The organism is Pantoea sp. Fr-CA_6, assembly GCF_024520895.1.
Lineage (GTDB): Bacteria > Pseudomonadota > Gammaproteobacteria > Enterobacterales > Enterobacteriaceae > Pantoea > Pantoea agglomerans.
The window spans coordinates 342,292-362,607 of record NZ_JALNPO010000004.1 but is presented as its reverse complement, the minus strand read 5'-3'; the positions used below and the strand labels follow the sequence as shown (position 1 = coordinate 362,607).

At 56.3% G+C, this 20,316-nt stretch carries 18 protein-coding genes; 6 read left to right on the top strand and 12 right to left on the bottom strand.

Features of this window, described 5'->3' with window-relative positions; genetic code table 11:
• Positions 1–274 precede the first annotated feature (274 nt).
• From NR201_RS10245 to NR201_RS10220, 6 genes are all read left to right on the top strand, one after another.
• Positions 275–397 (top strand): hypothetical protein, encoded by a 123-nt coding sequence (locus tag NR201_RS10245; RefSeq protein ID WP_009089698.1) that lies wholly within the window; start codon positions 275–277, stop codon positions 395–397.
• A 210-nt stretch (positions 398–607) separates the two neighbouring features.
• Positions 608–2,338: an arginine--tRNA ligase gene (gene argS / locus NR201_RS10240; protein ID WP_256849732.1), complete on the top strand. Its 1,731-nt coding sequence runs from the start codon at positions 608–610 to the stop codon at positions 2,336–2,338.
• 87 nt (positions 2,339–2,425) lie between these two features.
• On the top strand, positions 2,426–3,361 hold the full coding sequence (locus tag NR201_RS10235; protein WP_256849731.1) for a LysR family transcriptional regulator: 936 nt from the start codon (positions 2,426–2,428) through the stop codon (positions 3,359–3,361).
• A gap of 209 nt (positions 3,362–3,570) precedes the next feature.
• A complete protein-coding gene (locus NR201_RS10230) occupies positions 3,571–4,569 on the top strand; it encodes an aldo/keto reductase (RefSeq protein WP_256849730.1) in 999 nt (332 codons plus the stop codon).
• A gap of 74 nt (positions 4,570–4,643) precedes the next feature.
• On the top strand, positions 4,644–4,961 hold the full coding sequence (locus NR201_RS10225) for a type II toxin-antitoxin system RelE/ParE family toxin (protein WP_143990299.1): 318 nt from the start codon (positions 4,644–4,646) through the stop codon (positions 4,959–4,961).
• 80 nt (positions 4,962–5,041) lie between these two features.
• A complete protein-coding gene (locus NR201_RS10220; RefSeq protein ID WP_010258577.1) occupies positions 5,042–5,374 on the top strand; it encodes a HigA family addiction module antitoxin in 333 nt (110 codons plus the stop codon).
• Between the two features lie 162 nt (positions 5,375–5,536).
• Here the strand turns inward: NR201_RS10220 and NR201_RS10215 are convergent, their stop codons facing one another.
• The 12 genes from NR201_RS10215 to cheA form a co-directional block, all read right to left on the bottom strand.
• On the bottom strand, positions 5,537–5,929 hold the full coding sequence (locus NR201_RS10215) for a flagellar protein FlhE (RefSeq protein WP_050679619.1): 393 nt from the start codon (positions 5,927–5,929) through the stop codon (positions 5,537–5,539).
• Positions 5,929–8,022: a flagellar biosynthesis protein FlhA gene (gene flhA / locus NR201_RS10210; RefSeq protein ID WP_010670817.1), complete on the bottom strand. Its 2,094-nt coding sequence runs from the start codon at positions 8,020–8,022 to the stop codon at positions 5,929–5,931. Before flhA ends, NR201_RS10215 begins: the two co-directional genes overlap by 1 nt.
• Positions 8,015–9,166, bottom strand: coding sequence for a flagellar biosynthesis protein FlhB (gene flhB / locus NR201_RS10205; protein WP_256849729.1), 1,152 nt, complete (start codon positions 9,164–9,166; stop codon positions 8,015–8,017). Before flhB ends, flhA begins: the two co-directional genes overlap by 8 nt.
• A gap of 188 nt (positions 9,167–9,354) precedes the next feature.
• Entirely contained in the window at positions 9,355–9,996 is a 642-nt protein-coding gene (gene cheZ / locus NR201_RS10200) for a protein phosphatase CheZ (protein ID WP_003849160.1), read from the bottom strand.
• Between the two features lie 9 nt (positions 9,997–10,005).
• Positions 10,006–10,395, bottom strand: a complete 390-nt coding sequence (gene cheY, locus NR201_RS10195; protein ID WP_010258559.1) for a chemotaxis response regulator CheY — start codon at positions 10,393–10,395, stop codon at positions 10,006–10,008.
• Between the two features lie 39 nt (positions 10,396–10,434).
• Complete coding sequence (locus NR201_RS10190) at positions 10,435–11,484, bottom strand: chemotaxis response regulator protein-glutamate methylesterase (RefSeq protein WP_010258555.1); 1,050 nt, start codon at positions 11,482–11,484, stop codon at positions 10,435–10,437.
• Complete coding sequence (cheR, locus tag NR201_RS10185) at positions 11,484–12,356, bottom strand: protein-glutamate O-methyltransferase CheR (RefSeq protein ID WP_010258551.1); 873 nt, start codon at positions 12,354–12,356, stop codon at positions 11,484–11,486. The genes NR201_RS10190 and cheR overlap by 1 nt, the downstream gene beginning before the upstream one ends.
• An 80-nt stretch (positions 12,357–12,436) precedes the next feature.
• Positions 12,437–14,113 (bottom strand): methyl-accepting chemotaxis protein, encoded by a 1,677-nt coding sequence (locus NR201_RS10180; RefSeq protein ID WP_010258548.1) that lies wholly within the window; start codon positions 14,111–14,113, stop codon positions 12,437–12,439.
• A gap of 106 nt (positions 14,114–14,219) precedes the next feature.
• Positions 14,220–15,782 carry a methyl-accepting chemotaxis protein gene (locus NR201_RS10175; protein ID WP_187494757.1) on the bottom strand — a complete coding sequence of 521 codons (1,563 nt, stop codon included), beginning with the start codon at positions 15,780–15,782 and terminating at the stop codon, positions 14,220–14,222.
• Between the two features lie 194 nt (positions 15,783–15,976).
• Positions 15,977–17,650 (bottom strand): methyl-accepting chemotaxis protein, encoded by a 1,674-nt coding sequence (locus tag NR201_RS10170; RefSeq protein WP_010258543.1) that lies wholly within the window; start codon positions 17,648–17,650, stop codon positions 15,977–15,979.
• 161 nt (positions 17,651–17,811) lie between these two features.
• Positions 17,812–18,309 (bottom strand): chemotaxis protein CheW, encoded by a 498-nt coding sequence (cheW, locus tag NR201_RS10165; RefSeq protein ID WP_010258541.1) that lies wholly within the window; start codon positions 18,307–18,309, stop codon positions 17,812–17,814.
• 23 nt (positions 18,310–18,332) lie between these two features.
• Positions 18,333–20,315 (bottom strand): chemotaxis protein CheA, encoded by a 1,983-nt coding sequence (gene cheA, locus NR201_RS10160; RefSeq protein ID WP_022625500.1) that lies wholly within the window; start codon positions 20,313–20,315, stop codon positions 18,333–18,335.
• Position 20,316 lies beyond the last annotated feature (1 nt).

The following is a 20,316-nucleotide window of genomic DNA, read 5'->3' as shown; positions in this document are numbered from 1 at the left end:
CCTGGCTTTTGGCGCGCCGCGTGCTGAGCATCACATAATGATAAGATTCATCTTATTTGGCCCGAAATTTAACGCTAATCCTTATAATAACATCTTTCATTTCGGATTTATCTCCTGTTTAGGACCATGAGTTCCTTGATGAAATCATGTTAACTATATGATTATTATCAACTTCTTTAATACAATAAGATAACTCTCATTTACCTGGCAAACAATTGCAGCCCACCCCGCCTTCCTATAAATTTGACCTAACACAACCAAAAGGAATGGCTCTATGTCTATGCTCATCGTTGTCGCTGTCCTGATCGCACTGATGGGATTTGCAATCTCCCGCCATTGGAAGGTGCGTGAAGATAAAAGCGTAAAGAACCCACGCCGTCATCTGCGACGTCGTTAATGCCTCAGGGAAACATCTTATTCAGCTCTGTTTCCCCGCTTCATCCAACTGCTGACGCCCACTGACATTTCACGTATACTTTTCCCCTCATTTTTTTCCGTTTTGTCTGCCCCATCCGTTTCTGCCTCTCCGTGACGCGATGCGCTCAGGCAAGATGATGACAGCCCGGCTTTCTGGTCCGGGCGTTGCTCAGCACATGAAGGTAACTCGGTGAATATTCAGGCACTTCTTTCCGCAAAAGTCAGTCAGGCAATGGTTTTAGCCGGCGCACCCGCCGATTGCGAACCCCAGGTTCGTCAATCCGCCCGGGTTCAGTTTGGAGACTATCAGGCCAACGGCATTATGGCCGTGGCGAAAAAGCTGGGACAGGCACCGCGACAATTAGCGGAAACGGTGATTCAGCACCTCGACCTGACCGGCATCGCCAGCAAAGTCGAAATTGCCGGGCCGGGCTTCATCAATATCTTCCTTGACCACAACTGGCTGGCCAGCCATGCCCGGGAAGCGCTGCGTCTGCCGCGCCTTGGCGTGCAGCTGGCCGAACCCCAGACTATCGTCGTCGACTACTCCGCGCCTAACGTTGCGAAAGAGATGCATGTGGGCCACGTCCGCTCCACCATCATTGGTGATGCGGCGGTGCGCACGCTGGAGTTTCTCGGCCATCAAGTGATCCGAGCGAACCACGTTGGCGACTGGGGAACGCAGTTCGGTATGCTGATCGCGTTCCTGGAAAAGCAGCAGAATGAAGATCATGCAGAGATGGCGCTGGCCGATCTCGAAGGCTTCTACCGTGAAGCCAAGCGCACTTATGATGAAGATCCTGAGTTTGCCGAGCGCTCGCGCAGTTATGTGGTGAAATTACAGGGCGGCGATGACTATTGCCGCCAGATGTGGAAGAAGCTGGTCGACATCACCATGAGTCAGAACCAGAAAATCTATGACCGCATGAACGTCACGCTGACGCGCAACGATGTTATGGGTGAAAGTCTCTATAACGATATGCTGCCTGGCATCGTCTCCGATCTGAAACAGAAAGGCTTAGCGGTAGAGAGTGAAGGTGCGACCGTGGTGTTCCTGGATGAATTCCAGAACAAAGAGGGTGAACCGATGGGCGTCATCATCCAGAAAAAGGATGGCGGCTACCTCTACACCACCACCGATATCGCCTGTGCGAAATATCGTTACGAAACGCTGAAAGCCGATCGTGTGCTCTATTACATCGACTCACGTCAGCATCAGCATCTGGTTCAGGCCTGGACTATCGTCCGCAAAGCGGGTTATGTGCCGGAATCTGTTCCGCTGGAGCACCATGCGTTCGGCATGATGCTGGGCAAAGATGGCCGTCCGTTCAAAACCCGCAGCGGCGGCACCATCAAGCTCTCCGATCTGCTGGATGAAGCCTATCAGCGTGCCTACACGCTGGTGCGTGAGAAGAACCCGGAGATGAGCGAAGCGGAAGTGAAAACGCTGGCGGAAGTGGTTGGCATCAGCGCGGTGAAATACGCCGATCTGTCAAAAAGCCGTACTACCGATTACATTTTCGACTGGGACAACATGCTGGCGTTCGAAGGCAACACCGCGCCTTACATGCAGTATGCCTATACCCGCGTACTCTCCGTGTTCCGCAAGGCGGGCATTGATGCCGATTCGCTGGATGCGGAGATTGTGATCAGCGAAGAGCGTGAAGCGCAGCTGGCCACCCGTCTGCTGCAGTTCGAAGAGGTCATTACTCAGGTCGCTCGTGACGGCACGCCACACGTGATGTGTGCCTATCTCTACGATCTGGCCGGTCTGTTCTCCGGATTCTACGAGCACTGCCCGATTCTCAACGCAGAATCAGACACAACCCGTCTGAGCCGACTGCAGCTGGCCGCGCTGACCGCGAAGACGCTGAAGCAGGGTCTGGATACGCTGGGCATCGACACCGTCGAGCGCATGTAACCTCTTAAACGGAGAGGGGTTTCCCTCTCCGTTGCTGAATTCGTATATCCGCTCTGATCCCCCAAATCTTCGCAGCAGGATGGTGTTATGTCTGTAGCCGCGCACCTCATCAGCAGCCACCTTCCCACCATAAAACAGTTACAGTGCTTTCTGGCTGTTGCGCACGAGCTGAATTTTCGCCGGGCCGCAGAACATCTCAGCATGACGCAACCGCCGCTTACCCGTCAGATTCAGAGTCTGGAAGATCTGCTGGGCCACTCGCTATTCAGCCGCACGACCCATGAGGTAACGCTCACCGATTCTGGCCGTGCGCTGGTCGCGAAAGCGGAAGCGATCCTGACTGCGCTGAATGCCCTGAAGCAGGATGCGCAGCCCGCCGCGGCACGGCTACGCATCGGGCTGACCCGCACGCTGAACTTTGAACTGATTTCGCCACTTAACCGGCAGCTCGCCGCTTTTCATGCCAGCGAAGAGATGGAGATGCCCCGCCTGACCTCCCCTCAGCTTTTGCAAAGCCTGGCCAAAAACAGTCTGGATTTAATACTCACCGGAGAAAAGGGGTCGGATACGGAAGAGACCGTTCAGTACGCCTGGGTTTACCGTGAGCCGCTGCTGATTGCCATACCGTCGGCGCATCCTGCCAGTGTAGCGGAACGGGTCTCGCTTGAAGCGCTGGCCGATCTGCCGCTGTTCTGGTTTGCGCGCAGCGCCAATCCGCTGTTTTACGATAAATGCGAGCGCTACTTCGCCACGCTCAGCGTCACGCTGAAACGGGTGAGAGAGCCGGACGATTCCCTGCTGATGCTGTCGCATATCGCCAGAGGAAAAGGATTCGCCCTGATGCCGCAGTCAAAATGCACTTTTAATCAGGCAGGTCTCTGTTACCGCCCGCTGACAGAAGATGCGGCACAGCAGCTGGCGATTGATGTTTACACGGTGATTCGCGCCGATGAAAAAAATGAGGCCGTTCTCAATGCGTTGAGAGAACTCTCTCATCCCGGGGATGCGATAAAGTCCGCATGATGCCGCGCCGCTGAAACAGAGCGAAGCATCCCCCTCTTCTTACTTGTTAATCCCCGCTCAGCCTGTTGCTGCGAGCTTAGTGTATCGGCATGCCGGATATATCTCTGAAGCCCTTTCATCCGCCTGATACCTTTTTTGCATGACGGAAAGAGCAATTCATTGCTTTCACGCGGAGTGAAACAATCGCGTCTCACATACGAGGAGCGACAATGAAAAAGCGAACGTTAACTCAGGGTCTGGACGTCAGCGCAATCGGCTATGGCGCGATGGGGCTCAGCGAATTTTATGGTCAGACCGATGACTGTCATTCCCTGCAACTGCTCAATAAGCTGCGCGATCTGGATATCACCTTTATCGATACCGCCGATCTTTACGGTCGCGGTCACAACGAGCAGTTGATAGGTCAGTTTCTTGCCGGGCTCAATCGGGCCGAACGGCTGAAGTTCACCGTGGCCACCAAATGTGGCATTGAACGTCCTGCTGACGAGGCCTATGCCCGCACCATCAACAACCAGCCGGACTACATTACCCGCTGCTGCCATGCATCACTGAAACGGCTGGGCCTTGAGCGTATCGATCTCTTTTATCTGCACCGGATCAGTCCGGCGACACCGATTGAGGAGAGCATGCAGTGTCTCAGCCGTCTGGTGCAGGAGGGAAAGATTGCCCGGATCGGGCTGTGTGAAGCGTCGGCTTCAACGTTGAATCGGGCGCAGGCGATCCATCCGCTGGCCGCGCTGCAAACGGAGTATTCACTCTGGACGCGTGACATCGAAGAGGAGATTCTCCCTATGGTGAAAAAGCTCGGTATCGGACTGGTGCCCTATTCGCCGCTGGGCAGAGGATTCCTGACGGGTAAATACCGTAAAAACAGCGATTTTGCCGAGGGTGATTTCCGCAAAAATAATGACCGTTTCCGGCAGGAAAATATCGATCACAATCTCCAGCTTCTTAACGCGGTGACGCCACTGGCTGAGAAATATCACGCCACCACCGGGCAGATTGCGCTGGCCTGGCTACTGGCCCAGTATGACAAAATTGTGCCGATACCGGGCACCAAACAGATCGCTTACCTTACTGAAAACGCGCAGGCCGCAGATATCGAGCTGGAAGAGGAAGATGTCCGGTTGCTGGATGCTGTTCATCAGCAGATTGAGGTTAAAGGCGGTCGCTACTCTGAGGAGGGAATGAAGGGGGTGAACGCCTGAATACAAACTACGCACTTGCGCACTGTGCCTCGGTGCGTTAAATTGTTTTCAGTGTTATACAGGGAGGTAATGAGGTGGCGACGTTAAGGAATATTGAAAGTTTCAGGGATGACTGGCTTAAGGATTATTTTTTATATGGCAAATTTTCCAAAAGAATACCGTCAAGCCTCTCATCAGCGCTGGCGCGAAAGCTCGACATCATTAATGCGGCGATTAACTATAAGGATTTAAGGTCGCCGCCTGGCAATCGTTATGAGGAGCTAAACCCGCCTCTCGAGGGATATGCTTCAATCAGGGTCAATGAGCAATATCGGCTGATCTTTAAATGGATAGAAGGTAAGGCCGTTGACCTTTATCTGGATGCTCATAGCTATAAAATGCACAAGCGATGAAAACTGAGCCTGGCTGCATCAGGCGCAGTAAGACAGCATGTAACACATCAACCTCTGTCAGTAATAAAGAGAGCAAGACTATGAACCAGGCGACCCGCAAACCGACCACTGTCGGTGACGTATTACTTTACGAATATCTGGAGCCAACCGGCCTGAAGATTCTCGACTTAGCGGAGATGCTAAAAGTGCACCGCAACACGGTCAGCGCCCTGGTCAACAATAACCGGAAGCTGACGCCGGATATGGCTTTCAGGCTGGCTGCAGCCTTCGAAACCAGCGTTGAGTTCTGGCTTAATCTGCAAAACAGTGTCGATATCTGGGAAGTGATGCATGATGCCAGGGCACAGGAGGAGATCAGTCGCGTAACACCGTTGAAGGATTTTCTGGTGCAGAAAGAGAATCAGCTGGCGTGAAAAGCTTTATAACGCACTGGTCATGACGGGATTTGAAACGGGCCAATTATCTGTCAGCCGCTGGGTCAGGGTTAGCATCGGTTTACAGCCAGGGTCATCACGTAACAAGGGAGCCAGGAGGCGATCTCTGGCTCGCCTTCAGTCAATTCAGCAACGATATCCTTACTCGTAATTGACCATTACTTCACTGCTCACCACCCGTAATCCGGGTGGCAGCGCCCCGCTTCCGGCAAAACCAAACACCATGTGCAGGGTCTCACCGGCGCTCAGATGTGCCAGCCCGCGCGTGGTGCCGCTGGCCCCCTCCAGGGAAGTGCAGCGCTGTTCGCCGCACAAGCGCACCTGCAGGCCGGACGGGGCCGGTCTGCTCAGCTGATAACGCCAGTTAATAACGCTGACCTCCCCGCCAATGTCGGCGGGCGGCGTCAGCGGCTGCGCCCGTTGCCAGCTGCCGCGGTTCGCCAGCAGCGGCCCATTGGCCGTGGCGCTCCAGGCACCACCGGCCGCCTGCGCCATCAGTGGCAGCATCACGAATGCCATCACCAGCCAGCGCATTATTTGCCTCCGATGGTGGCAGTCATACGGATCTGGCGGTTGTCGCTCAGCTCCAGATTAGAGAGCACCACCAGCTGTGGCAGATTGCGGCGCAGGAAGCGCGCCAGCAGCGCACGCAGCGGATGATTGACCAGCAGCACCGGTGGCGCACCCAGCATCTCCTGACGCTGCAATGCCGCCTGTGCCTGACTTAACAGCCGATCGGCCAGACCCGGCTCCAGTCCGCCACCGCCCTGCAACGCCTGTAACAGCAGGCGCTCCAGCGTGGAATCGAGCCCGATAACCTGCACTTCATCATTACCCGGGAACCACTGCTGAGTAATCGCACGGCCCAGCGCCACACGCACCACGCTGGTCAGCTCCTGCGGATCGCTCTGCACCGGCGCGTGTTCCGCCAGCGTTTCGATAATGGTGCGCATATCGCGAATCGACACCCGCTCCACCAGCAGGTTCTGCAGCACCTTGTGCAGGGTGGTCAGCGAGATCACACCCGGCACCAGATCTTCGGTCAGCTTCGGCATCTCCTGAGTCACACGATCCAGCAACTGCTGCGCTTCCTGACGGCCAAACAGCTCGCTGGCGAACTGGCCAATCAGATGGTTGAGGTGGGTTGCCACCACGGTACTGGCTTCAACCACGGTAAAGCCCTGAATCTGTGCCTGCTCTTTCAGCGCGCTATCAATCCAGACCGCCGCCAGTCCAAAGGCGGGATCAACGGTCGCTTCGCCTGGCAGACTTCCGGCAGCCGTGCCCGGGTTAATCGCCATCCAGCGGCCAGGATAGGCATCACCGCTGCCAATCTCCACCCCTTTCATCAGGATGCGATAGCGTGCCGGTGGCAGCTCCATGTTGTCGCGGATATGCACTACCGGCGGCAGGAAACCGACATCCTGAGCGACTTTCTTACGGATACTGCGGATACGTCCCAGCAGCTCACCGTTTTGCTGATGATCGACCATCGGAATCAGGCGATAGCCCACTTCCATGCCCAGCGTATCTTCCAGCTGCACATCGGTCCACGACGCTTCGGTGGCGGCTGGCGTATCCGCCGTTTTGGCGATGCCGCCCGTGACTTCCACTTTCTTCTTCGGCTGCATTTCGCGGCCGCGCAGCCACCAGGCCAGACCCAGTAAGGCGGCGGTGAACAGCAGGAAGACGAAGTTCGGCATGCCCGGCACCAGACCGAGCAGACCAATCACGCCGGCGCTCAGCATCAGCACGCGCGGATCTTTGAACAGCTGGGTGACCATCTGTTCGCCGACATCCTGATCGGTGGCAACGCGCGTCACGATAACACCGGCTGCGGTAGAGATAACCAGCGCCGGGATCTGCGCGACCAGACCATCACCGATGGTCAGCAGCGTATAGGTCTCTGCGGCATGACCCACATCCATACCGTGCTGCACCACGCCCACCAGCAGGCCGCCGATGACGTTGATCACCATGATCATGATACCGGCGACGGCATCACCACGAACGAACTTACTGGCACCGTCCATCGAACCGTAGAAGTCCGCTTCCTGGGTCACTTCGGCACGGCGGCGTTTGGCGTCATCTTCACCGATCAGACCGGCGTTGAGGTCGGCATCGATCGCCATCTGCTTACCGGGCATCCCGTCCAGCACAAAGCGCGCGCCCACTTCGGCGATACGGCCGGCACCTTTGGTGATAACCATAAAGTTGATGATGACGAGGATGATAAACACCACGATACCGATGGCGAAGTTACCGCCCACCAGGAAGTGACCGAACGCTTCAACCACCTGTCCTGCCGCGGCGGCACCCGTATGCCCTTCCATCAGGATGATACGGGTTGAGGCCACGTTCAGCGCCAGACGCAGCAAGGTAGAGAACAGCAGAATGGTCGGGAACGCCGCAAACTCCAGGGTTCGCTGGGTGAACATTGCCACCAGCAGGACCATGATTGACAGCGCAATGTTAAAGGTGAACAGCAGATCAAGGATGAACGGCGGTAATGGCAGAACCATCATCGACAGGATCATCAGGATCAGTACCGGCCCGGCCAGCACCTGCCACTGCATATCTTTAAAGTTGCCCGGTAAACGTAGTTTTGCGGCCAGGTTATTAGCCATCGTTTTTGCTCTCTCCTGCAAAGTCCATCTCTGCCGGAACCGGCAGGTTTTTTGGTTTGGTTGGGACCAGGCCGCCTTCGCGCTTCCAGCGACGCGACTGCCAGACCCACGCCAGCACCTCGGCCACGGCGGCATAGAGCGCGCCGGGAATGTGCTGACCAATTTCAGTATGTCGGTATAACGCACGCGCCAGCGGCGGTGCTTCCAGAACCGGGATGCGGTGTTCGGCAGCCAGTTCACGAATTCTAAGGGCGATCTCACCTGCGCCTTTCGCCACCACTTTCGGCGCACTCATCTTCTTCTCGTTGTACTGCAGTGCCACCGAGTAGTGCGTCGGGTTGGTGACGATGACATCGGCTTTCGGCACATCCGCCATCATTCGGCGTCGCGCTGCGGCGCGCATCTGCTGCCGGATGCGCCCTTTAACGTGCGGGTCACCTTCCTGCTGCTTATGCTCGTCGCGGATCTCCTGCATCGACATCTTCAGCTTTTTAAAGTGGCTGTGCAGCTGCCAGAAGACGTCATATCCGACCATCGGGATCAGCCCCAGCATCACCAGCGAACAGCAGACCGCGATCATCTCCATGCCGTGAATCAGCGCGGTGACGGGCGCTTCGCTAATCAGCCGCAGCATCTCGGGCCAGTGGCTCCAGATGTACCACCAGCCCACCGAGCCAACCAGAATAGTCTTGAGGATGCCTTTAAACAGTTCGGTCCAGGCCTGCGCCGCAAACATTCGCTTGAACCCAGCCATCGGGCTCATCTTCTTCAGGTCGAACTTGATCGATTTACCGCTGAAAACGATACCGCCCAGCAGCATGGGCGCGGCGATTGCCACCAGCACCAGACCGCCCATCAATGGCAGCAGCGCCATCAGTGCCTGCGTGATCAGGCTGCCGATGTGGCTGACGATAATTTTGTCATCTCTGACCATGCCGTGATCAAAACGGAGTCCGGTGGCGACCATCGCCGCCAGCCGGTGCGCCATCATGTTGCCGCCCATCCACAGGATCATGATGCCGGCCAGCAGCATCAGTACGGATGTGAGTTCGCGCGAACGCGGAATCTGGCCCTCTTCACGCGCTTTCTCAAGTCGGTGGGCCGTGGGCGATTCTGTTTTGTCTTCGTCGCTATCTTCAGCCACGACAAACCTCGGTTGGCAGGAATTCTGAGCATAGGATGCCAAATCTGGCTTAAGTTAAAGCGGAGATAAGATGGAGAAAACAGGCGTTCTTTCGGGGATGGGTCTGACAATGCGGAACGGGGCCACCCGAAGGTGACCCTGTTTATTATAACCTGCAGCTGTTTCGCCCGCCCGCAGGCGGACGAAACCTAGAACCCTAAGCTGTCCAGCAGGTCATCAACCTGATCCTGGTTCGCCACCACGCCCGGTGCATCGGCGTGAATCTGGGGCCCGTTCAGCAGGCTGGTGCCTTCCTGACGCTTCTCAGCGCTGACTTCTGGCATATTCTCCAGCAGCACCATTAACAGCTGGCGCTCAATTTCCTGGATCACATCCATCATGCGCTTGATCACCTGACCGGTCAGGTCCTGGAAATCCTGCGCCATCATGATTTCAAGCAGCTGCTTGTTGGTAAAGGCGGTATGCTCTGGCACGGCGGTGAGGAATGCGCGCGTATCCGTCACCAACTCCCGCGCATCACCCAGTTCAATCGGGTTCTCAAACCACTCATCCCAACGCCCTTTCAGCTGGGTTGCCCCGGCTTCCATCTTATCCTGATGGGGTTGTGCTGCTTCAACACAGTTCAACGCACGGTCAGCGGCCTGCGCCGTCATCTGCACAACATAATCCAGACGGTCGCGGGCATCAGGAATGGCTTCAGCCGCATCGGCTATGGCTTTATCCAGCCCCAGCTCGCGCAGGCTGTCGCGCAGCATGCGCGTCAGAGAGCCAATACGTGAAATGATGTCGTGTGCCGCGGCATCCTCAGTTGGTTTCGGAAAGTCGCTCATCACATCCCCTTACATGCCCAGTTTTTCGAAAATTTTACCCAGCTTTTCTTCCAGGGTTGCCGCAGTGAATGGCTTCACGACATATCCGCTGGCACCGGCCTGGGCGGCGGCGATAATGTTCTCTTTCTTCGCTTCCGCGGTCACCATCAACACCGGCAGCGAACTCATTGCCGCGTCGGCACGAATGGTCTGCAGCAGCTGCAGGCCATCCATGTTTGGCATGTTCCAATCGGAAATCACGAAGTCGAAACCACCCGCTTTCAGTTTGCCGAGGGCGTCCACACCATCTTCCGCTTCTTCTACGTTATTGAAGCCCAGCTCTTTCAGCAGGTTACGCACAATACGACGCATCGTATTGAAGTCGTCTACTACCAAAAAGCGCATGTTTTTATCAGCCATATCTACTCCTGAGTTGTCTCGCCCGGCGGGACGGGCCTGTTAAATACGCAATGCCTGTCCGGCGCTAATTTTCGCCAGCATGTGCTGGCTGATGTTGCTTAAATCCACGACTTCGCTCACGCCGCCTGTGGCAATGGCCTCACGCGGCATGCCAAATACCACACAGCTGGCTTCGTTCTGGGCAATAGTCCAGGCGCCTGCCCGATGCATTTCCAGCATCCCGGCGGCACCGTCGTTGCCCATGCCGGTGAGGATGACCCCCACCGCATTTCGTCCGGCGTAAGTTGCCACCGATTTAAACAGCACATCCACAGAGGGTTTGTGCCGGTTAACCGGTGGTCCTTCATTCAGTTTCACCACATAGTTGGCGCCACTTCGGGCCAGCTCCATGTGCATTGCGCCTGGCGCGATGTAGGCATGGCCTGGCAGAATACGCTCACCATCTTCAGCTTCTTTTACCGTGATCTGACACAACTTGTTCAGACGCTCGGCGAAAGAGCGGGTAAAGCCTGGCGGCATATGCTGGGTAATCAGCAGTGCCGGGCTGGTCGCCGGTAACGGCTGCAGCACATGGCGAATCGCCTCGGTACCCCCGGTGGAGGAGCCAATCGCAATCAGCTTCTCACTACTCAGCAGCGGGCCCGCTTTCAGCGTCGCCGGCACCGGCATCGCTGCACGGTTGTGCAGTCGGGCACGGGAGGCTGCACGAATTTTGTCGCCAATCATCTGACTGTAAGACAGCATCCCTTCGCGGATACCGAGCTGTGGCTTGGTGACGAAATCCACCGCTCCCAGCTCCAGCGCGCGCAGGGTAATTTCAGAGCCTTTCCCGGTCAGCGATGAAACCATCACCACCGGCATTGGCCGTAACCGCATCAGTTTTTCCAGGAAATCGAGGCCATCCATGCGCGGCATTTCCACATCCAGCGTCAGCACCTGCGGATTGAACTGCTTAATCAAATCGCGGGCGACCAGCGGATCGGGCGCCGTAGCGACCATCTCCATATCCGGATGGCTGTTGATGATTTCAGTCATCAACTGCCGCATCAGCGCAGAGTCATCTACGCACATCACGGTGATTTTGCTCATCATCTTTCCTTCGTCAGTCCATAGACGGTTTGCCCGCGCAGCCAGAACTCTTTACTGATCTGACTGAAGTTTTCTGAGTGCCCGGCGAACAGAATGCCACCCGGCTTCAGGAGCGGGACAAACCGACGCAGAATCTTCTCCTGCGTCTCTTTATCGAAATAGATCATCACGTTGCGACAGAAAATAGCGTCGAACTGACCCGGCAGCGCCCAGTCATTGGCCAGCAGGTTAAGCTGCGCGTAAGTGACCATATTGGTCAGCTCGGGACGCGCACGCACCATACCGGCATGAGGACCGGTGCCGCGCAGGAAGTAGCGCTGCATTTGCGCGGGTGACAGCGTGCGCAGCTCCTCCTGGCGATAAACACCCGCCACCGCTTTTTCCAGCACCTGGGTGTCGATATCGCTGGCATGAACCTGGAACTTGCCCGGTCCGGTGCCCAGCGCTTCCGCCAGCGTCATGGCGATGGAGTAAGGCTCTTCGCCGGTTGACGCTGCGGTACTCCAGACGCTGAAGTTGCCCTGTCGCTTACGTGCATGCTCCGCCAGAATCGGGAAGTGATGCGCTTCGCGGAAGAACGCGGTCAGGTTAGTGGTCAGGGCATTGATAAACGCCTGCCACTCGGCACTGTTCGGATCGGACTCCAGCAGCGCCAGGTAGCGACCGAAATCATCGATATTCAGCGTACGCAGGCGACGAACCAGACGGTTGTAAACCATCTCACGCTTGTGATCGGCCAGTACGATACCGGCACGCTGATAGATCAGCTGGCTGATACGACGAAAATGCGTATCGGAGAGCGGTAAACGCTGCACCATTTGCGACAGCAGCGTTGTCGTCTCATTTTGATCTAAAATTGTCGATTTTTTCATCTCTGCACCTGGCCCGAACTCAATACATTATTTGTCTGCTGCGATGCCCGGCGGCTCAATGGCGGCCGGGCCACGGGCGTTTAAAAGGTTTCCCAGTTGTCGTCGCTGCGGGTAGCAGGCGAACGACCAACGGCTAACGGTGCATCTGACTGGAGAGTTTTCATCGCCGTTGTCTTGTTAACGGCCTGAGCGACAAATTCTTTACCAATATTGAACACTGATACCGCTTGTTTTAAGTGACTTGCCTGATCTTCGAGCGCTGCAGCCGCTGCCGCTGACTCTTCGACCAGTGAGGCGTTCTGCTGGGTGACGCGATCCATCTCGGTCACGGCAAGGCCCACCTGGTCAATGCCACGGCTCTGTTCGTCTGACGCTGAGGCGATCTCACCCATGATGTCGGTGACGCGGGTGACCGCGCTGACGATGTTGCTCATGGTGTCACCGGCGCTCTCTACCAGCACCGAGCCGGTATTAACGCGGCTAACCGAATCTTCAATCAGACCTTTAATCTCTTTGGCGGCCTGGGCGCTGCGCTGCGCCAGGCTGCGCACTTCACCGGCAACGACCGCAAAGCCGCGACCCTGTTCACCGGCACGCGCCGCTTCAACGGCCGCATTCAGCGCCAGGATGTTGGTCTGGAAGGCGATGCCATCAATCACACTGGTGATATCGGCAATCTTCTTGGAACTGCCCGCAATTTCTTTCATGGTGGTGACCACGCCATCCACCACTTTGCCGCCCTGCTGCGCGGTTTCAGAGGCGGTCAGCGCCAGCTTGGACGCCTGACGGGCGTTTTCGGCATTCTGCTTCACGGTCGCGGTGAGCTGCTCCATGCTGGCAGCGGTCTGCTCCAGCGAAGCGGCCTGCTGTTCGGTACGCGAAGAGAGATCGTTATTGCCGATGGAGATTTCGCTCGCACCGGTATAGATGGCATCAGAGCCGTCTCGAACGGTTCGCACGGTACGGACCAGCTCCTGCTGCATGTGCTGCAGCGAAGTCAGTAACTCCCCGATTTCGTTACGCACGCTAATCTCAACCGGCTGGGTCAAGTCGCCCCGTGCGATGTGCTGGATATGCTCAATACTCTGACGCAGCGGACGGATCAGCACCGAGCGCATCACGTTCCACACCAGGATAATCATCAGCAAGGTCACTGCCAGTGTGGCGATGACAATAGTGATGGAGCGGGTATACGCGTGCTGGTTGGCTTCCACACCCTGCTGAGACAGCGCTTTATTGTGCTCAAGCCACTCGCTGTAATCTTTCTGGAACTTGTCCTGGTAGCTCTGGGTCGGCTGATCCACAAAACCTTTGAAATTGCCGGCGGTGAAGAAGACCATCAGCTCCGCCAGCGCATCGTGATAGGCCTTGTAGTTCGCCTGTAACGCCCGGACGTTTTCGGCCGTTTTGCCTTCTTCTGACAGGTTATCGTTGAATATCTGATAGCTGACTTCAGCCTGCTTCAGCTCCTCGCCCGCCAGGGCGACCAGCTCTTTCACGCTGGCACCCGAGCCCGACATCTGTGCATCCTGCAGAAAACGGATACCGGCGCGGTTAAGGGTGTTGCGCGCCTGAACCAGCGAAACCCATGAGGTGCCCATCGCCTGTTGCAGAGTATTCAGGCGTTGGTTGTAGGCAAAATTCTCTTTATCTGAACTGACAGTTTTGAAAAACATTCCGCCGGAAAACAGCTGCAGCAGCGCAAACAGCGCCAGCACACACAGCAGGCCGGAGACGACTCGTACTCGACTAAACATAAACACCTCATTGGTTGGCGATTCGTGTGTATTTATCGGCGGAGACGGGGGGAACTTTATGCATGGCGACGGCTTTACGCCGCCGCCATGTTGAAAGAGGAAAAAATCAGGCGCGGGAAATTTTGAAAACGGAGACGGCCTGGGTCAGGACGCTGGCCTGCTGCTCCAGTGCGGCCGCAGCGGCGGCAGACTCCTCAACCAGCGAGGCGTTCTGCTGGGTCACGCGATCCATTTCGGTAACGGCCAGACCGACCTGCTCGATACCGCGGCTCTGCTCATCGGAAGCCGAGGCGATCTCACCCATGATGTCGGTAACGCGGGTCACGGCACCCACAATCTCATTCATGGTGCTGCCGGCGCTTTCAACCTGCAGTGAACCGCTGTTGACGCGTGACACCGAGTCTTCAATCAGGCCTTTAATCTCTTTGGCGGCCTGGGCGCTGCGCTGGGCCAGACTGCGCACTTCACCGGCCACCACCGCAAAACCGCGACCCTGTTCACCGGCACGTGCCGCTTCAACCGCCGCATTCAGCGCCAGGATATTAGTCTGGAAGGCGATGCCGTCGATCACGCTGATAATGTCCGCGATCTTCTTCGAGCTGCCGGCGATCTCTTTCATGGTTGTGACCACGCCATTCACCACTTTACCGCCCTGCTGCGCGGTTTCGGAGGCGGTCAGCGCCAGCTGGGATGCCTGACGGGCGTTGTCAGCATTCTGCTTCACCGTGGCAGTGAGCTGCTCCATGCTGGCAGCGGTCTGCTCCAGCGAAGCGGCCTGCTCTTCGGTGCGGGCCGACAGGTCGTTGTTACCGGCGGCGATTTCGCTGGCACCGGTAAAGATGGCATCAGAGCCGTCACGCACATTCCCCACCGTCATCACCAGCGACTGCTGCATCTCATGAATGCCTGCTGCCAGCTGGCTCATCTCATTACGCCCCTCAACCACAATCGGCTGGGTCAAATCGCCGGAGGCAATAGCGCGAATCTGTGCCAGCAGCTGTTGCAGCGGCTGAATCAACACCTGACGCAGGCCAAACCAGCAGGTAATAATCACCGCAAGCACCGCAACACCAATCGCGGCCAGCAGCCACATCATCTGTTTAAAGGCTTTCTGGTTCTGCGCCATTCCCTGATCGGAAAGCTCAGTCTGACGCGCACGCCATTTGTTGTAGCTCTCCTGCATCGCGACCTGTTTCTGCTCAATGTTCTGTTTAAACATCCCTTCCAGGTCACGCGCCTGCAGACTTTTTACCATCGCCTTCAGGCCGTTTTCGTAGTTAGCGTAATCCGCTTCAAGCGTGTCGCCCATGGTTTCGTCAAGACCTGACGTGGTTGGCAGATGGTAATAGATTTTAAAGTGGCGATCGGCTTCCGCTAACTGGGTATTGGCTTTGTTGATCAGCTCATCAAGCTGACCGCCGTTCATCTGCGAGGCCATGCTGGTCTGTAAGCGCAGCATGCCGCGGTTCAGCGTGGTACGGCTATTGTTCAGTGAAATATAGGCGTCAGTCATCTCGGTGACATTGCGATTAGAGATCTGCGACAGCGCAAAGGACTCTTTGTCTTTATTGAGGGCTGACCAGAAAAGGCTGCCAGCGACTAGCTGGAGCGCGCCAAAGATGACCAGGACTGCGATTAAACTGGTCACCACTTTTATTTTTTTTAACATCTTGTTCCCCTGCAGGTTAATTTAGGTGCAGCGGCTATATCGGCGATGTAACAGGATTAATTAATGCTATTCAGCGCTTTCAGGAGAGAAGTGGCTTTTGTAATTATTTTTATCAGCATGAGCTGCTGAGTTTGGCTTTACGCAGAGGAATCGCGAGGGGTTGCTGCGCATCCCGCAGGATGCGCAGCGTGACATCAGAAGGTTTCCCAGTGAGTATCACTGACCGGTGCCGTCAGGGCTTTGCGTGGTGCCAGCGCCGCCGTAGCGGGTGCGGCAATCGGCAGATGCTTTGTCAGCGTCTGCTGCAAGGCGCCGCGTTTAATTTTGAAGACCGACACTGACTGACTTAACCGGCTGGCCTGATCTTCCAGCGAGGCGGCTGCGGCTGCGGACTCTTCCACCAGCGAGGCGTTCTGCTGGGTAACGCGATCCATCTCAGTGACCGCCTGCCCGACCTGATCGATTCCGCGACTCTGCTCGTCCGACGCCGAGGCGATTTCACCCATGATGTCGGTGACGCGCGTAACCGCACTGACGATATCGCTCATGGTTTCCCCGGCGGTGCCGACCAGTTGCGAACCGACATTGACCCGGTTCACTGAGTCGTCGATCAACCCTTTGATCTCTTTGGCCGCCTGGGCGCTGCGCTGTGCCAGATTACGCACCTCGCCCGCCACCACGGCAAAACCGCGACCCTGCTCTCCGGCTCGCGCCGCTTCAACGGCGGCGTTAAGCGCCAGAATATTAGTCTGGAAAGCAATGCCATCAATCACGCTGGTGATATCGGCAATCTTCTTCGAGCTGCCGGCGATTTCGCTCATGGTTTTCACGACACCCGCCACCACGTTGCCGCCTTTTTCTGCGGTTTCTGAGGCGCTGAGTGCCAGCTGTGACGCCTGGCGGGCGTTTTCGGCGTTCTGTTTCACCGTGGCTGTGAGCTGCTCCATGCTGGCCGCCGTCTGCTCCAGTGACGCAGCCTGCTGTTCTGTGCGGGCAGAAAGATCATTGTTTCCGGCAGAGATCTCGCTGGCACCGGTGAAAATCGCATCCGAGCCGTCACGCACATTGGTCACCGTGCGCACCAGTGACTGCTGCATGTCATGCAGACTGGCCGCGAGCTGAGTCATCTCATTGCGCCCTTCCACCACAATCGGCTGGGTTAAATCGCCCTGGGCGATATGCTGGATGTGATTAATGCTGCTGTTGAGGGGTGTCATCACGATTTTGCGCAGTCCAAACCAGCAGAGCACGATCACGGCGACCACGACGGCCATGATGGTGGAGAGGATCCACATCATACGGCTGTAAGCAGAACTGTTCTCTTCAACACCAAGCGTAGTCAGGCGATTCTGATCGGCTCGCCATTCACGGTAAACCGTCAGAAACGCACTCTGGCTTGGCGCCACCGGGGCTTTACCGGCCGCAATCAGATCGTTTGCCTGTAGCGCCGTCTGCAACTGATCCAGCGCAGCGCCATAGTCGCTGTAGCGCTGCTCCAGCTGGTTGTTTAACTCACTATTCTGTCCCGGCGTATCGGGTGTCTCTTTAAAGACTTTGAAAAAACCGGCGGCCGCCTGCTGAAAGTTTTTGCTGTCGTCAAACAGCGTGGCGACATCGGCCGTTTTGCCTTCCAGCTTACTGGTGGCGAAACGCAGCTGAATACGGGTCAGCAGCACCCGGCTCTGGTTAAGACTCATATAGGCGTCGTTGAGCGACTGCGTATTTTGCATCGCCAGCTGCGACACGGCGAAGCTTTGCTTGTCGTGGCTTAATGCGGAGTAGAAAACAGAACCGGAGAAGGCCTGTAACAGCCCAAACACCAGCAACACCAGTAACAGGCTGGTGACAACACGGATTTTCGTTAACATGAGTAACCCTGAAGAAAGTAGGTAATTAAAGTGACTGAGGGATTATCGGCAGGTGACAGCGGGAAATTAGAGTGCAATGCGGCTTTATTCTATGAATAGAAAGGAATTATCGCTCAGTGAAACTATCACGGGCCAGCCATAACCGGCCCGTGATGATTCAATTACGCGCTACGCAGGTTATCCACCAGCGCCATCTCGTCGCTGCTCAGCAGCTTCTCAATGTCGACCAGAATCAGCATGCGATCGCCCAGCGCACCCAGACCGGTCAGGTACTCGGTGGACATGGTCACAGCGAACTCTGGTGAAGGACGGATCTGATCCTGGGTCAGCGACAGCACATCAGAGACGCCGTCAACCACGATACCGACCACGCGATTTTCCAGATTCAGCACGATAACCACGGTGTTTTCATTGTACTCAACATCGGGCTGCGCAAACTTCACGCGCAGATCGATAATCGGCACGATTACGCCGCGCAGGTTAGTGACGCCGCGGATAAATTCAGGGGTATTTGCGATACGCGTTACCTGATCGTAACCGCGAATTTCCTGAACTTTGAGGATATCGATGCCGTACTCTTCGTCGCCCAGCGTGAAGACCAGAAACTCCTGACCCACAGTTTCGCCAGCGATTTTTGTCACGGTTGCCATTCCATTCATGTTATTTACCCTTTCGTTATCAATCAGGCGGCAGCGCCAGCCACACGTTTTTCACGGTTAAGTGATTGCAGTGCTGAAACATCAACAATCAGCGCCACGCTACCATCGCCAAGAATGGTGGCGGCAGAGATGCCCGGCACTTTGCGATAGTTACTTTCCAGGTTCTTCACCACCACCTGATGCTGGCCAATCAGCTGATCGACCAGTAGCGCGTAACGTTTGCCCGCGCTTTGCAGGATTACCACGATGCCCTGAGTGGCCTCGGTTTTGGCATCCTGCACATCAAAGACGTTCCACAGCTCGACCAGTGGCAGATATTCGCCACGCACTTCCAGCACGCACTCGCCACCGGCCAGCGGTTTCAGCTCTTCGGCGCGCGGTTGCAGCGACTCCATCACCGCATTCAGCGGCAGAATAAAGACTTCATCGGCCACACGAACGGACATCCCATCAAGGATGGCCAGGGTCAGCGGCAGCAGGATACGAATGGTGGTGCCTTTGCCCTGCTTCGAGGCGATTTCGACGTGACCGCCCATCTCCTGAATATTTCGTTTCACCACGTCCATACCGACGCCGCGTCCTGAAACATCCGTCACCTGCTCTGCGGTGGAGAAGCCCGGTGCGAAGATCAGCATGCCGACCTCTTCGTCGCTCATGTTCTCGTGAACCGGCAGGCCCGATGAGAGGGCTTTAGCCAGAATACGTTCACGGTTCAGACCGGCACCATCATCAGACACTTCAATGCAGATGTTGCCGCCCTGATGTTCCGCTGAAAGCGTCAGGTTACCGGTTGCCACTTTACCGGCCACCAGACGTTTCTCTGGCGTTTCGATACCGTGGTCAAGACTGTTACGCACCAGGTGCGTTAATGGATCGATGATGCGTTCAATCAGGCTCTTATCGAGTTCGGTTGAGCTGCCCAGCAGCGTCAGTTCGACCTCTTTGCCGAGTTTGCTGGCCAGGTCACGCACCAGACGCGGGAAGCGGCTGAAGACATATTCCATTGGCATCATACGAATCGACATCACCGATTCCTGCAGATCGCGGGCGTTACGCTCCAGCTGACCCATGCTGTTCAGCAGGTCGCCGTGCGCGACCGGATCGAGTTCGCCGGAACGCTGAGCGAGCATTGACTGGGTAATGACCAGTTCGCCCACCAGGTTGATCAGCTGATCGACTTTCTCCACCGCAACACGGATGCTGGTGGATTCGCTCGATTTGGCAGGTGCCGCGACGCGCTTACTTTCACGCTTCACTGCGGCCACCGGCAGTTCGGTGACGGTGGCGGTGTGAACGTCTTCCACCACCGGTTCGGCCTCGGCTGCAACAGCAGCTGGCGCGGCAACGGCTTCGTCTGCTGCCGGGAAGCGGATCTGTGCTTCGTCGATGACGAAGCAGAGCACCGCCACGATGTCATCTTTACCGACGCCATCAATGCAGACATCCAGCGTGGTGCTGCCTTTCTGTACGTTGGTCAGGGTGCCGAGATTACTCATCTCTTCCAGCATCAGATCGACCTCTTTCTCTTTGAGATCGATCAGCTGTACACGCAGGCCGCTGGTGCTGGCCGGTTCTGCGCTGGCAGTGGCAACACTGGCCGGAACATCAACCGGCAGACCTTTGGCCTCTAGCGCCAGCTGGCGCAGCGCTTCACAGATATATTTGAAGCTCTCCGCGTTAGGCTCCTGCGCGGTTTTATAAGCATCGAGCTGTTCCTGCATAATATCTTTGGTTTCCAAAAACAGGTTGATGATGTCGGTGCTGAGCTGCATCTCGCCGCGACGAGCACCATCCAGAATGTTTTCCAGGATATGAGTCGTTTCCTGTAATACCGTAAAACCAAAGGTTCCGGCCCCACCCTTAATGGAGTGAGCGGCACGGAAGATGGCGTTAAGCTGTTCCGAATCTGGCTCCTGCGGGTCTAAGCCCAACAGGTGTTGTTCCATATCCGCTAATAGCTCATCGGCTTCATCAAAAAACGTCTGGTAAAAATCGCTGATGTCCATA

Bases quoted from the DNA above. Each gene is read 5' to 3' on its own strand.
- NR201_RS10245 (WP_009089698.1), top strand. From the start codon at position 275: ATGTCTATGCTCATCGTTGTCGCTGTCCTGATCGCACTGATGGGATTT.
- NR201_RS10235 (WP_256849731.1), top strand. From the start codon at position 2,426: ATGTCTGTAGCCGCGCACCTCATCAGCAGCCACCTTCCCACCATAAAA.
- NR201_RS10230 (WP_256849730.1), top strand. From the start codon at position 3,571: ATGAAAAAGCGAACGTTAACTCAGGGTCTGGACGTCAGCGCAATCGGC.
- NR201_RS10220 (WP_010258577.1), top strand. From the start codon at position 5,042: ATGAACCAGGCGACCCGCAAACCGACCACTGTCGGTGACGTATTACTT.
- NR201_RS10215 (WP_050679619.1), bottom strand. From the start codon at position 5,929: ATGCGCTGGCTGGTGATGGCATTCGTGATGCTGCCACTGATGGCGCAG.
- flhA (WP_010670817.1), bottom strand. From the start codon at position 8,022: ATGGCTAATAACCTGGCCGCAAAACTACGTTTACCGGGCAACTTTAAA.
- cheZ (WP_003849160.1), bottom strand. From the start codon at position 9,996: ATGAGCGACTTTCCGAAACCAACTGAGGATGCCGCGGCACACGACATC.
- cheY (WP_010258559.1), bottom strand. From the start codon at position 10,395: ATGGCTGATAAAAACATGCGCTTTTTGGTAGTAGACGACTTCAATACG.
- NR201_RS10190 (WP_010258555.1), bottom strand. From the start codon at position 11,484: ATGAGCAAAATCACCGTGATGTGCGTAGATGACTCTGCGCTGATGCGG.
- cheR (WP_010258551.1), bottom strand. From the start codon at position 12,356: ATGAAAAAATCGACAATTTTAGATCAAAATGAGACGACAACGCTGCTG.
- NR201_RS10180 (WP_010258548.1), bottom strand. From the start codon at position 14,113: ATGTTTAGTCGAGTACGAGTCGTCTCCGGCCTGCTGTGTGTGCTGGCG.
- NR201_RS10175 (WP_187494757.1), bottom strand. From the start codon at position 15,782: ATGTTAAAAAAAATAAAAGTGGTGACCAGTTTAATCGCAGTCCTGGTC.
- NR201_RS10170 (WP_010258543.1), bottom strand. From the start codon at position 17,650: ATGTTAACGAAAATCCGTGTTGTCACCAGCCTGTTACTGGTGTTGCTG.
- cheW (WP_010258541.1), bottom strand. From the start codon at position 18,309: ATGAATGGAATGGCAACCGTGACAAAAATCGCTGGCGAAACTGTGGGT.
- cheA (WP_022625500.1), bottom strand. From the start codon at position 20,315: ATGGACATCAGCGATTTTTACCAGACGTTTTTTGATGAAGCCGATGAG.